Genomic DNA, 13,659 nt, shown 5'->3' with positions numbered 1-13,659 from the left:
TTTTTATTGCGCCTCGATCGGCCTTTGCATACCATGCGCCAGAGACAGTAAAAAGGCTTTGTCATGGCACGATTATTCATAGCGGAAAAACCCAGCCTTGGGCGCGCAATTGCGGCAGGGCTGCCTAAACCGCATAAAAACCAAAAAGGCTACATCGAGACCGCACAAGGCGACGTGGTGACTTGGTGTATCGGCCATTTGCTCGAGCAGGTTGAGCCGGACGCCTATGACAGCCGTTATAAAAAATGGGATCTTGCCGATCTGCCTATCGTACCTGAGCAATGGCAACTTCGTCCCCGCAAAGCGGCAGCCGGGCAACTTGCTGTTGTCAAAAAACTGATCAAGCAATTTGACCAACTGGTTCATGCAGGCGACCCCGATCGAGAGGGGCAGTTACTGGTTGATGAAGTGATTGACTACGCAAAGGTCAGTGCCAATAAAAAAGCCAACATTAAGCGCCTTTTAATCAGTGATTTAAACCTCTCTGCGGTGAAGAAAGCCCTTGCGCAACTGCAAGATAACAAAGCATACATGCCTCTTTCGGTGTCCGCGTTGGCGCGTTCGAGAGCTGATTGGCTGTATGGCATGAACCTGTCCCGTGCTTATACGTTATTGGGCAAACAGGCTGGCTACCAAGGGGTGTTGTCGGTCGGACGCGTGCAAACGCCAGTGTTAGGGCTGGTGGTGCGCCGTGATCAGGCAATAGACAGCTTTGTGCCACACCCGTACTTTCAATTAGATGCAATCATTGCCTATCCAGAAGGTGAGATACGGGCACGCTGGCAGCCCAGTGAAGCGTGCGCAAAGTGGCAAGATGAACAGGGTCGCGTGCTGTCTCGCCCCTTGGCAGAAAACGTCGCACAACGCATCGCAGGACAAACAGCGACCGTCACTGAAGCGGAGCGTCAACAACGCAAACAGGCCGCGCCGTTACCGTACAACTTGTCCGCACTGCAAATTGATGCCTCAAAGCGATTTGGTTTTAGTGCACAAAAAGCACTGGATGTGTGCCAGCAGCTTTACGAACGCCACAAACTGATCACTTACCCACGCTCAGACTGTCGCTATTTGCCCAAAGGCCATTTCGCCGAGGCGAATAAGATACTCGGTGCCATTAAGCAAGGTTGTGAGGCGCTTGGCCAAGCATGTGAGGGGGCTGACACCAAGCGTAAAGGGAAGGCATGGAACGACAGTAAAGTAGGGGCTCACCATGCAATTATTCCCACGGCAAAAGTTGCACCAGCAAGCTTGTCAGCCGATGAAGCCAAGATCTATCAGCTCATCGCGCGCCAATACGTGATGCAGTTTTACCCGGCCGCTGAGTACGCGGAAGGGAAGCTCATCTTTGATATCGCAGGCGGATGTTTTATTGCTAAAGGGAAGGTGCTGACACACGCTGGCTGGCGTGCTTTGTTGCCGACAAATAACACCGCAGACAGCGACGCAGCCCCGCTGCCGCTAATGGAAAAGGGCGAGCAAAGACGGTGTGAGCGAGGCGATATAAAAGACTGTATGACAGAGCCGCCGGCAGCGTTTACGGAATCTACCTTGTTGCAGGCAATGACCGGGATTGGTCGCTACGTGCAAAACAAAGCGTTGAAAGAGATATTGCGTGAGACCGACGGTTTAGGCACCGAAGCAACCCGTGCCGGTATCATTGAGTTATTGGTGAAACGTGGCTTATTAACGCGACAAGGGAAAACATTGCACGCCAGCGCCAGTGGTAAAGGGCTCATCGCGGCGTTGCCAGACAGTGCCACCTATCCAGATATGACCGCGGATTGGGAGCGACAACTGCAAGATATGGCGGATCGTCAGTGCGCCTATCATCCCTTTATGCAAGGGTTAACGGCACAAGTGACAGGCTTAATTGAAACCGTGAAGACATCGCCACCGCCGGCGTCGTTAAGCGATTTGCCCGCCGCCCCTACTAAATCGTTCGCACGTAAAGGGCGGAGCACGTCCGGATACCGAAAGCGGACAGCGAAAGCAAAGCCGGCGGCTAATCCAACGTCAACCGCGACATCAACGCGTACCACGAAAGCGAGACGCAAAACCGCAAAATAATGTTGTTGGTGCGGTACGCCATATTACCACCAGGGTGGCGACAACTTGCACGTGAAGTATGCGGCGAGCAAACATACAAGGTGAGATGTTAGAACGCATAAGCGGCAATACAGCCAACCAGTGTCATCACAAACAGGAAGCCTTTAAGCACCTTGGGGTTAGCTGAAATGGCAAAGCGAACGGCCACTCGAGCGCCCAACATGGTGCCAACGGCTAAAATCAGCCCTGGCACCCAGCGCACAAGATCATCAGCGATAAACACGATTAAGGACAAGGTGGTGAAAGCGAGTGTACAAGCCAGTTTCAGAGCATTACCGCGGACTAGATCGTAGTTAAGCGTACCACACAGGGCTGCCAACAACACAAATCCGACCCCGGCTTGCACGAAGCCACCATAAAACCCTGCGAGTAATAAGCCCAGCCAGGCAGAGGGAGTTGACGAGACTTTTTTGATAGGCGTGCCTTCGGGAGAACCAAACGTCGCCGGCTTGATAAGCATCACCAGCGTCATGGTTAGCAAGGTGCCAAGCAACAAGGGTTTTACCCAGCTTGCCGGCAGCCACGCAGCCGCTAAAGCACCGCATAACCCGCCGACTAAGTTAGGGACTAAAACAGGGATAATATCTTGGGTGTCGAGTTTATTGTGCTGGCGAAAGCCCGCCATGCCTGAAGCACATTGTAACCACACTGCCACGCGATTGGTGGCATTGGCGACATCAGCCGGCATGCCCATCACCATCAAGGCGGGTAAGGTTAAGTTAGAGCCGCCGCCTGCCAATGTATTAATTATCCCGGCGACAAGCCCCAAACTGACCAGTAGCAGGCCATACTCTATGGTGATTGCCATGTACGCTCCTTGTCTGGAATCGCTGCGTGTGATTTTGGCTACGCCTGATGAGTGGTGTAACCGCTTGATAGCAAAACCACTTTAAGCATACTGTTTATGCGCGATGTTGTGAAACCTAGTAGTAATACTGGCGAATCTGTTCACGCCCTTTATAATCACGAGCTACATCTGAAATTTGGTTATTTTTCGCTCCGCTAGCCGCGCGAAATAAGGTTATATCACGTCATGCAGCAAGCTGTTCCTTCAGCGCTTGATAAAGTTGCACGCCGCTCCGCGCGAGTGGGGTTTGTTTATAATGTGCTTATTTCCATTTTGGTCTTTGCTTTCTCTGTGGCCTCAGTGGAGTTTTGGCTGTACCAACAAGCGCATGATCAAGAAGTGAAAGAGGTGCAACGGGCGCTGCTGGCCTATCGCTCTCGTATTGAGCTGAAAGTGACACAGAATTTGGATTTAAGTCACGGACTTGCCACCTATATCAGCTTGAACCCTGAGCTTGACCAGGATGAATTTTCCCGCTTTGCCGGCCAGCTTAGAGGTAAAACGCCCTATATTCTTAATTTTGGCGCGGCGCGAAACTGGGTGATCAGCCACGTTTACCCTAACACGTTAGAGTCCTCCTTATTGGGCACCCATTATCATGATATTCCCGAACAACTAGAGAGCGTTCGTGCGGCTTATGCCTCAAGACAGCCTGTTATATCCGGACCTGTTGAGCTCATACAAGGTGGGACAGCGTTGATTGCCAGGCAGTCGATAGTCAACCAAAACACCGGTCTGCCTTGGGGGGTGTTATCTACGGTGTTAGATATCGATAGTTTGTTCTCCGCCAGTTTTAAGCAAGGAGAAAACTATCCTGTCCGTGCGGTATTACAGGAAAAACGCGAATCTGAGCAACTATTTACCACGGTTTATGGTGACACGTCGGTACTGAGCCAGTCGCCTGAGACGGTCACGGTCAATTTGCCGTCGGGGGATTGGCGTTTACTGGGAGTGCCTCAGTCGGGGTGGAAAGGGCTACATCCTCACCCCTCGGTGTGGGTTGTCGGTACGATTATTTTGCTTTTTTGGCTGGGAGGGCTTTATGGCCGTTACAACGCGGGGCGCAGCTTTGCCCAATCGATAGGGCGAGTGGTGGATGATAGCTACCGCTTCAGAAGCATTTTTAAACGTCACGACGCTGTGATGATGCTCCTCGATGCGAAAACGGGCGATATTCTTGATGCCAATGACAGTGCGCAGCAGTTTTATGGCTATGACCATGCCTCACTGACGTCGATGCGGATCAGTGATATCAATACTCAAACCGGTAATACCCTTAAAGAAAGCCTCTCGCAGGCGCAACAGCGTGCGAAAAACTGTTTTATCTTCTCGCATCGGCTTAAAAGTGGTGAGGTGCGGCAAGTGGAAGTCCATTCTTCACCGATTACCATTGGCCATGCCAAGCTGCTTTTTTCTGTGATTCATGATGTGTCAGAACGTCTTGAAGTAGAAAGAAAGCTAATGCTCAATGCAAAAATTTTCGAGCAGTCCAGTGAAGGGGTGCTGATTACCGATGCGGAAGGGAAAATTGTCGCAGTGAATGGCGGGTTCAGTGCCATTACTGGCTATCAAGAAAGCGAGGTCATTGGTGCCACGCCGGCCATTTTGAACTCTGGTCGCCATGACAAATCGTTCTTCACTGAAATGTGGCAGCAAATTGTCGACCACGGGCGGTGGAAAGGCGAAATATGGAATCGACGCAAAGATGGCGTAGTGTACCCCCAGCGACTCTCTATCAGCGTGGTGAAAGATGAGGCTGATAATGTGGTTAATTATATTGGGGTGTTCTCGGATATCACCAAGCTTAAAGATTCAGAGAAAAAACTGATTGATTTAGCCCATTATGATTCGTTAACCGGGCTGCCAAATCGTCTGTTGTTAACGTCCCGGGTTCGTCAAGCGATGAGCATGCAGTCGGTTCAGCGCAATCAGATAGCCTTGATGTTTCTGGACCTTGACCAGTTTAAGTTCGTCAATGACAGCCATGGCCACGCGGTGGGCGATGAGTTGTTGAAGTTGGTCAGTGAGCGCTTACATGGCTTGCTTGCTGAGGGTGACACTTTGGCGCGTTTGGGGGGCGACGAGTTTGTCATCCTGCGCTTGATTCATACTGATAACGCAGCTTGCATTCGCTTGTCGGAAGACGTGATCCACGCCATGAACCGCTTGTTTGTCCTCGACGGCGGCATTGATGCGCAAATTGGGGTAAGTATTGGTATTGCGCAATACCCAGACGATACGTCGAGTACCGAAGAGCTCCTCACGTTCGCCGATTCGGCCATGTATCATGCCAAAAAGTCGGGCCGCAATACTTATGCGTTCTATGATGATGCATTAACCATTGATGCCAACCACAAGCTACGTTTAGCGGTGGAGTTGCGACAATGCGTGCAAAATGAAGAGCTAGCGCTCTTTTATCAGCCGCAAGTGGATCTGGTGACAGGGCAAATTGTAGGTGTCGAGGCATTACTGCGTTGGCATCATCCTGAACGCGGCTTGCTGTCTCCCCTTCATTTTATCGAGGTCGCTGAAGAGCGCTCAATCATTCATGATATTACCCGATGGGTGGTGGAAACCGGCTGTCGCCAATTAAAAGCGTGGCATGATGCGGGGGCGCTGATCTCCATGGCCGTGAACATTTCGCCGCGCAATCTCGCGGATGTTACTTTTACCCAAGTGGTAGCCGAGGCATTAGAGCAAACTGGCGCAGATCCACGCTTTTTAGAGCTGGAGATCACGGAAAACACTTTGATCGAAAATCAAGCCAATGCGTTACGTGTTCTCGAACAGCCGCGTGAAAAGGGGGTTGGGATAGCAATTGATGACTTTGGTACGGGCTATTCTTCGATGGCGTACCTAAAACGTTATCCGATCTCGAAACTAAAAATTGACCGTCACTTTATCAAAGATATTCAAAGCCAGTCGCCCGATGAAGAAGAGGTTGCCATTGTTTCAGCAATGATTGCGATGGCAGATAGCTTGGGGATTGGCGTGGTGGCGGAAGGGATTGAAACGCTACATCAACAGACCATACTGCATGAGCTAGGCTGCACCTTTGGACAAGGTTATTTATATCGTCGTCCAGCTCCTGCTGCCGATATTGGCGAGCTTTTGGGGGTGGAGAATGATTGATGTTTCACCATGCTGTTGCCAATAAAGCGAGCAATGGATGATGGATTAGGCTCATCCTTTGATGGTCATCGCTCACAGTTTTAGGGCGCAGAAGCGGGAATGATGTCAACCGCTTGCGGGTTTTTTATCCTATAAGAAAATCGCAAGGAGTACGATCATGACCCCTGTATTTACTTGGCAGCGGCTCGCTATCGCGATAGCCGCTTCGCTTTCAATGACAGCCGCAGCCTCTCCTCATATCACGGTGACCACCTCAACCACACAAGCCGATAAGCCACTCAGCGCAGACGCACCTGCGGTCTTCGCATTGGGAAAAAACACGTACCAAGTCACGGTGGACGGTGTTGACGGTGAGTGCCAAGCGAATACCCCCTCGAAGGCTAAGTTTAATACGCCGATACCGCTTAAGTGCGACACTGCCAGCACCTTTGATCTCACTATTCGTTTTGCTGGTGACTATGGCTTTTATTATCAATCAGATACACGCACATTACGCGTAAAACGTGAGCCGAAAAAGACGGCCTCCACCTTTAAACGGCCTTTGCCGGATGTGCAATGCCAGCAGTATCAAGGCGGGCCTGTCACTCTGCAACTTGGCGATAGCTTTGCTGAAGGTACCCAGCTAAAAGAGGCGCTCAGTGGCCAAGTGGTGAGTGTAAAAGATCAACGTGTCACACTGACGCCGGCAGCGAACAGCGGTGGCTTGGTGTTATTGGCCCCCGTTGACGCGCCTTCTTCTACGTTTAGTTACCGGAATGCCAATATCTATTTTGTGATGGTAGACAGGTTTAACAATGGCGATCCGAGCAACGATCACAGTTATGGGCGTCATCAAGATGATGCACGGAACATCGGCACTTTTCATGGTGGGGATCTGCAAGGGGTAATCGATAAACTGGATTATATCCAGTCGCTCGGCACAGATGTGATCTGGTTATCGCCGATTGTCGAGCAAGTCCATGGCTTTGTTGGAGGCGGAAGCAAAGGTAGTTTTCCTTTTTATGCCTACCACGGTTACTGGTCACGTGACTTTACCCAAGTAGACAACAACTTTGGTGATGACGCCGTGCTCAAAACCCTGGTGGATGAAGCGCACCAGCGCGGCCTAAAAGTGTTTCTTGACGCTGTGGTCAACCACCCAGGTTATGCCACGCTGGCGGACTTACAGCAAGACGGGATTAATGTCGTCAATGACGCTGACTTGCCAGAAAGGTGGCAAGATTGGCAGCCCGATAAGGGGCAAAGTTGGCATGACTTCCATCAGGCAATTGACTACAAGAGCACCCACTGGCACCAGTGGTGGGGCAAAGACTGGGTGCGAGCTGGGTTACCTGGTTATGATCAGCCCGGCAGCAGTGATAAAACCCTGACACTAGCAGGGCTACCGGATTTTAAAACGGAATCCGATCAGCTAGTGACGCCACCGCAATGGCTACTCAACAACCCAGGTACCCGTGTTGAAGCGCGCGATAACTATACCGTGAGTGATTACTTACTTGAATGGCAAACCCAATGGGTAGAGCGTTTCGGTATTGATGGTTTTCGGGTGGATACGGTCAAGCATGTCGATGGCGAGGTTTGGCGAGCATTGAAATCGCAAGCCTCGGCGGCGTTAGAGACGTGGCGGCGTGAACATGACAAAACGGGAGAGCCGTTTTGGATGATGGGAGAGGTATGGGGCCACCGTGCTTATCGCAGCCCGTATTTTGACCAAGGCTTTGATGCGCTGATTAATTTCGATTTGCAAAAGCAGATGGACAAGGGAGCGTATTGCCTCAGTGAAATGCAAGACACTTATCAAGCATATGCCGACACTATGGCAAAAGAGGCCGATTTCATTCCGGTAAGTTATATGTCTTCCCATGATACTGAGCTCTTTTTCAGTCGCTTTAAAGACGCCAGCATGCAGCGGGGGGCTGCCAATGCACTGTTGCTAGCGCCCGGTGCGGTACAAGTGTTCTATGGTGATGAAGTCGGACGTGACTTGGGCCCTTACGGGGACGATTTCCATCAAGGCACTCGTTCAGACATGATATGGCAGCGCAACGCTATGCAAGCGGACTTACTAAACCATTGGCGTAAAGTGGGCCAGTTTAGGCAAGATCACCCGGCTATTGGTGCAGGCAAGCATCAAGCCATCCCCCAAGCGGGTGCCTATGTGTTTTCTCGCCAACTTGGCGACGATACCGTGGTTGCGGCGTTTGTCGGGCGACAAGCGAAGTAACTTGTCCTTTATGCGCACATACGAAAAAGCCCACCGTTCGATGAACGGTGGGCTTAAATAGTGGTCGGTCTGACTGGATTTGAACCAGCGACCCCTGACACCCCATGACAGTGCGCTACCAGGCTGCGCTACAGACCGACTAAACGCTATATTACGAATCGGCCTGGTGGGTGTCAATTGCCAAGGGGAATTGTTTTTCGGTTTTTCAACCGTTTGGCTATTAAAGCGTCAACATAGCGAGGTGAAGTGACGCTTTCCTCTGCGCTTTTCTTATCACGACGACGGCTCTTCGGGATAATAAAAGCGTTTCAGTTCATGCATCACTTGCATCAGCAGTGACAATTGCGGTTTCCCTTCTGGCAGCGGCGTGTAGTGTTTATCAAACACTTTATAGTTGCCAAATTTATCCACCACGGTGGTTTTTTGCGGTTGCACCACCACGATATCTCGGCTATCGCCAGCGAGCACCCATTTACGTGGACGGTTTTTAAGCTCGAACAAGTTGGTTCCACTGCTATACGTCTCCGCCGGAGAGCTGACCGATAGCATGGATTCCATCAGCGTAGGAGCGACATCAAGATGGCTGCTATAGTGCTCAATTTGCTCCGCATCTTGGTTGGGCCAATGCATAATCATGGGCACTTGTAACTGATATCGACTGTAGTTTGAGTTTGAGCCCCAACTGTTGAGCCCGGTTTCGTTAAACTCCATCCCGTGATTGGCAGTGATCATCACTACGGTGTTGTCCAACTGGCCTGACTGCTCTAGGTGCTTAAGCAAGCGGCCAAGTTGATCGTCAACATAATGTGCGGCGTTATTATAACTGTTTTTCAATACCAAGCTTGTCTGGGTATCGACCCCTGCCATGGCACTATCCAGCGCCGGCTGAAAAGGCTGTGGGTAGCCACCACCTTGCTCATATTCATTCACGGTTGCCAATTCCAGGTAACCAAACCATGGCTTGTCGGTTTCGCGACTTCCCAGCCAATTTTGCATCGTGCTGACGGCATTGGCATCGGCTTGCCAAGCGGGTGCATCCGATTGGCTATCGCGTTCAAGCGCTTGGCTGAAAATGCTTTGATAATAAATGGGGTTGGCGAAATGATCGCCACTAAACAGCCCCAGTTGATAATCACGCTGTTTGAGGGTTTCTATCAGTACCGGACGCAGCCCCTCGGTACGGGCGCTTTGCGCATAACTGCCAGGTAGGCCATAGAAAAAGCCAAACAATCCCGCCATGTCATCATTGCTGCTGCTAAAGTGATTTTTAAACCACAGGTTTTGGTTAGCAAACTGGTGAAGGTGAGGCATGGTCACTGGATTTACCATGTCCGCGCGTAGCCCCTCTACCATCACCATCAGTAAGTTTTTCTGATACTTGTTGGCATCCGGAGCGAACGCAAGTGGCTTGAGAGGGTAGCGAATCACTTCGCTGGTTTCCTGCCCGCGTTGTTCACGTAAGCGCTGATACTCTTGCCTGTCGAGCAAGCCATACTTTTCCATAAAGGTTTTCGCGGTCATCGGATAGGAGACCGGGAAGGTGGAGCGTTGTGCGGTGACCGGGCTATAGATAAAGGCATCCGCCCAAATATGGATAAGATGGCTAGAGATAAAGCAAAGCGCGAAGGCGGCAGCAACCGGGATACCAATACGCTTGCGCGTCAGTTTGCGCAGTTTGCGCCACACCCATTCGGCAATAATCAGCTCTAAGATAAAAATGGCGGGCACGGCAATAAACAAGTACTGCCAATGCGCATTCATATCGGTTTTTTCGCCACTTAACAGCAGCTCCCACACCAATGGGTTAAGGTGAAGGTGCAGGGTTTGGTAAGCGTAAATATCAAGCAGCAGCACCATCATCCCAACGGTGGCAACCAGTACGGCAAACAGCCGCATTAACCGCTGGGAGGGGATAAGAAAACTGGCCGGGAAAATAATCAGAATATACAGCGCAAACACCAGAAAGCCAAAGTGCCCAACCCAGTTGAACACTAAGTAGCTTTGCCCTAATAGCGTTTCAGGCCATCCTGATTGGCTGATGTAGCGCGTGCCCAGCAACATAGCGGCAATGATGTTAAAAAAGCTAAACCAATGCCCCCAACTGATTAGCTGGGATACTTTGTCACGATACGATGTTCCGCTATCAACCATACAAATTAATTCTTCTCTTAGTAGCGTCTGCTGCTTTATGCATTATTGCTTATCGATAGATGCCATTAATGCCTGGGCAAACTTGTCGGCAAATGCCTGGCGTTGGGCGGCAGGGATATTGTGATTAAGGATGTTGGTGGCGACATTCCCGATCACCATCAGCGATAAATCCGTTGAGGCATCGTGTTGCTCTAACACGTTGACAACATCGTTGATAATACGTTCCACTTGCTCGTCGTCATATTTTGAAGTTACAGGCATAAATTCGTCTTTTCTTCTTAAAACCAAAGCAGCGTATAATAACTCACACTTTAGTCTTACTGAAAATCTTTTCAATCATGACCCTCACGCTTTCTAACGTAATATTGCATCAAATCGTTAAGCAAGATGATGATTCGCTTAACGTTCACCTTCGAGACGGCCCGTTGCCGCTGACTGAGCAAACCGAAAACCTGATGGGAGACATTCATCGGGTTTATCATGCAAAAGCAGGCAAGGGGTTTGCTTTGTTTGATACCGAGAGTGACTTCCAGCAGTGGTTAAAGGCCTATCGTACTGGTGAGCTCGACTTTCAAACATTGTCGGAAAAGGCGGTGGAGCGCTTGCGTGCCGAACTCGCAAAATATCCTTTTGCCGATAACGGCACCTTGGTGATGGCACACTACCGAGCGCTAGCGACGGATTATCTGTTTATCGGTGTTGTCGAGTCTAAGCACAGTTTACGCGTTACCGATGAATTGGAGGTGAATGCCACCGAGTATCTCGATGTCAGCAAGATGGATATCGCTGCGCGCATTGACTTATCGACTTGGGAGACGGATGCCGAGTCAAATCGCTACCTTTCCTTTATCAAAGGTCGCGTGGGGCGCAAAGTCGCTGACTTTTTCCTCGACTTTCTACAAGCGGAAGTGGGGATGGATAGTAAGCAGCAAAACCAGGTGCTGATGCAAGCAGTAGAAGACTATTGCGACGATGCCCGTCTCGACAAGGAGGAAAAGAACAACTACCGCAAGCAAGTTTTTGATTATTGTAATGATCAGCTTAAAGCCGGCGATGAAGTGGTGGTAAAAGAGCTTGCGGGCGAGTTACCGGCCACGCCCGAAGGCACTGACTTTTATCAGTATGCTAACCAGCAAGGGTATGAGCTTGAAGAGCAATTCCCGGCTGACAGAACCACGATGAGAAAGCTCACCAAGTTTGTTGGGGCAGGCGGTGGCTTGTCGGTAAACTTTGACGCCATGTTATTGGGGGAACGTGTTTTTTATGATCCAGAGACAGATACGCTGACCATAAAAGGCACACCGCCGAACTTGCGCGACCAGCTTCAGCGCCGCTTGTCGAGCCGTGATGACGACTAGGGTTTAGACCATTGATCGTGGCTGGGTCAGTTTGATCTGTATGATAAAAAAGCGGGACACCATCAGGTGTCCCGCTTTTTCTTTAGGTTGCGTAGAGAAGCGCTCGCTATACTGTGTTATTTGCGTTTTACGCGCGCTCAGGCTCGGCGTCTAGGGTCGTTGCGTCATCAGTGGGCACGGCTTGTGCTGGATCGACTTTGTCAACAAACCAACCCATGTAGCTGGTAACAATAGTCACAGCGATACAAACAAAGCTTAGCCACATAAATGGCGCATACGACAAGGTAGCGACCCCTAAGATGCTTGCCATATAGATGCCGTTATCACTCCAAGGCACCATACCGGATGTCAGCGTGCCACCAAACTCAGCGTTACGGGACAAGTTCTTGCGCTGATAACCCAAGCGGTCGTAGTTTTTCGCGCAGATTTTGGGGGTTAAGATCAGTGATACATACATCGCTGAGCCAAAAATATTCCCCATAAAGGCCGTGCCGATCGTGGAGGTGGCCAAGCTTCCAGCACTGTTGACGCGACGTTCAAAGAGGCTCGCGATAGTATGCAGCACGCCCACTTTTTCCAGTAAGCCACCAAAACCGAGACCAAATACAATCACTGCCACAGACCCAAGCATGGACGACATACCGCCGCGATTGAGGATAGCATCAATAAAATCCACCCCTGATGCGACAGAGAAGGGGGCCCAGGCGGTGTTAATCGCCGCAACAGGGGCCATATCTTGCAACATCACTGCCCAAACAACCCCGAGTAATGAGCCAAAGCTAATCACCGGGAACGATGGCAGGCGCATGGCGAGCAGCGCGAGTACGATGAGCACAGGGATAAATGACATCGGGGTGATCACAAACTGATCCTGCATCGCTTGTTTCACCATTTCCACCTGGCTCATATCGACATTGCCAGCATAGTGCCAGCCGACCAGGGTAAACAAAATGCCGGTAATGATGTAGCTAATAAGCGCAATTGGAAGCATACCTTTAATATGCTCGACAATTTCCACGCCTGACATGGATGAAGCCAGGATCACCGAGTCAGACAGCGGAGACATTTTGTCGCCGAAATAACAGCCAGATAGCACCGCACCCGCTGTCATCGGCGCTGGGATCCCAAGGCCTTGGCCAATACCCATCATTGCAATCCCCGCGGTACCCGCCGCGCCCCAAGAGGTTCCTGTCGCCAAAGCGGTTAACGAGCAAATCAACATGGTCGCTAAAAGGAAGATAGAAGGATGGATAGCTTTCAGACCATAGTAAATGATAGTGGGAACAATGCCGCCAGCAATCCAGGTGCCCACAAGTGCGCCAACGGAAAGGAGAATTAACACCGCCCCAAGACCGTTGGAAATACCTTTGGTCGCTGCTGACTCAAGATCTTTGTATTGATGGCCTAATTTGAGTCCCAAGCCCATGATCACGAACCAGCCAATAAACAATGCTAGTTGGATAGGTAAATCGAGCTTTGCGGTAAACGAAAACGCGAGCGCCAAAAATGCACCAAGCGCGAGAATGACCTGAACGATGGATGGTAATCGAATTTGATGTGTTGTCATAACTGAACCTTCTTCACGTCGCACTCGGTGACAACCGATATGGCGAACGTATCAATATCATTATCGGAAGGTGGATCGTCTGTGATTGCGCGACTACTCCCTGCGCGATTTAGCGATGCAACTAGCAACAACCAAACTCACATCACTGTCCGTGTGTCAGTATCCTTTGTTCCATTTGTGAGGCGTCATACTCTAGCTAACAGAACAATGAGATGGGAAACATTTTTGTCGCTTATGTGAGTCAAACGCGAGCTGGGTTAATTGTCGCTGTGAC

8 protein-coding genes and 1 tRNA gene are annotated in these 13,659 nt (G+C 50.5%); 4 read left to right on the top strand and 5 right to left on the bottom strand.

All coding sequences use genetic code 11. The features are described 5' to 3' along the window. Positions 1-63 precede the first annotated feature (63 nt). Positions 64-2,067, top strand: coding sequence for a DNA topoisomerase III (locus BZG74_RS03885; RefSeq protein ID WP_077771428.1), 2,004 nt, complete (start codon positions 64-66; stop codon positions 2,065-2,067). Between the two features lie 88 nt (positions 2,068-2,155). Here BZG74_RS03885 and BZG74_RS03880 read toward each other — a convergent pair whose 3' ends face one another. After that, on the bottom strand, positions 2,156-2,914 hold the full coding sequence (locus BZG74_RS03880) for a sulfite exporter TauE/SafE family protein (protein ID WP_077771427.1): 759 nt from the start codon (positions 2,912-2,914) through the stop codon (positions 2,156-2,158). A gap of 225 nt (positions 2,915-3,139) precedes the next feature. On the opposite strand from BZG74_RS03880, the gene BZG74_RS03875 reads away from it, so the two are divergent. Both BZG74_RS03875 and BZG74_RS03870 read left to right on the top strand, forming a co-directional pair. Further along, a complete protein-coding gene (locus BZG74_RS03875; RefSeq protein WP_077771426.1) occupies positions 3,140-6,085 on the top strand; it encodes a bifunctional diguanylate cyclase/phosphodiesterase in 2,946 nt (981 codons plus the stop codon). A gap of 157 nt (positions 6,086-6,242) precedes the next feature. After that, positions 6,243-8,309, top strand: coding sequence for an alpha-amylase (locus BZG74_RS03870; protein WP_077771425.1), 2,067 nt, complete (start codon positions 6,243-6,245; stop codon positions 8,307-8,309). A gap of 61 nt (positions 8,310-8,370) precedes the next feature. Here BZG74_RS03870 and BZG74_RS03865 read toward each other — a convergent pair. From BZG74_RS03865 to BZG74_RS03855, 3 genes are all read right to left on the bottom strand, one after another. Next, a tRNA-Pro gene (locus BZG74_RS03865) sits at positions 8,371-8,447 on the bottom strand. Between the two features lie 135 nt (positions 8,448-8,582). Then, positions 8,583-10,460, bottom strand: a complete 1,878-nt coding sequence (locus tag BZG74_RS03860; protein ID WP_077771424.1) for a DUF3413 domain-containing protein — start codon at positions 10,458-10,460, stop codon at positions 8,583-8,585. Positions 10,461-10,502: 42 nt separating this feature from the next. Then, a complete protein-coding gene (locus tag BZG74_RS03855) occupies positions 10,503-10,721 on the bottom strand; it encodes a YejL family protein (RefSeq protein WP_069362013.1) in 219 nt (72 codons plus the stop codon). Positions 10,722-10,798: 77 nt separating this feature from the next. On the opposite strand from BZG74_RS03855, the gene yejK reads away from it, so the two are divergent. Further along, complete coding sequence (gene yejK / locus BZG74_RS03850; RefSeq protein WP_077771423.1) at positions 10,799-11,818, top strand: nucleoid-associated protein YejK; 1,020 nt, start codon at positions 10,799-10,801, stop codon at positions 11,816-11,818. Between the two features lie 127 nt (positions 11,819-11,945). On the opposite strand, the gene nhaC is transcribed toward yejK, so the two are convergent. Further along, positions 11,946-13,385, bottom strand: coding sequence for a Na+/H+ antiporter NhaC (gene nhaC, locus BZG74_RS03845; protein WP_077771422.1), 1,440 nt, complete (start codon positions 13,383-13,385; stop codon positions 11,946-11,948). Between the last annotated feature and the right edge of the window lie 274 nt (positions 13,386-13,659).

This window comes from Salinivibrio sharmensis (assembly GCF_001995985.1).
Taxonomy (GTDB): domain Bacteria; phylum Pseudomonadota; class Gammaproteobacteria; order Enterobacterales; family Vibrionaceae; genus Salinivibrio; species Salinivibrio sharmensis.
Note: the sequence above shows the minus strand (reverse complement) of the source record. Positions and strands in the feature narration are given on the sequence as shown.

Coding starts and splice junctions, on each gene's coding strand:
- yejK (WP_077771423.1), top strand. CDS start 10,799: ATGACCCTCACGCTTTCTAACGTAATATTGCATCAAATCGTTAAGCAA.
- BZG74_RS03855 (WP_069362013.1), bottom strand. CDS start 10,721: ATGCCTGTAACTTCAAAATATGACGACGAGCAAGTGGAACGTATTATC.
- BZG74_RS03885 (WP_077771428.1), top strand. CDS start 64: ATGGCACGATTATTCATAGCGGAAAAACCCAGCCTTGGGCGCGCAATT.
- BZG74_RS03880 (WP_077771427.1), bottom strand. CDS start 2,914: ATGGCAATCACCATAGAGTATGGCCTGCTACTGGTCAGTTTGGGGCTT.
- BZG74_RS03875 (WP_077771426.1), top strand. CDS start 3,140: ATGCAGCAAGCTGTTCCTTCAGCGCTTGATAAAGTTGCACGCCGCTCC.
- BZG74_RS03860 (WP_077771424.1), bottom strand. CDS start 10,460: ATGGTTGATAGCGGAACATCGTATCGTGACAAAGTATCCCAGCTAATC.
- BZG74_RS03870 (WP_077771425.1), top strand. CDS start 6,243: ATGACCCCTGTATTTACTTGGCAGCGGCTCGCTATCGCGATAGCCGCT.
- nhaC (WP_077771422.1), bottom strand. CDS start 13,385: ATGACAACACATCAAATTCGATTACCATCCATCGTTCAGGTCATTCTC.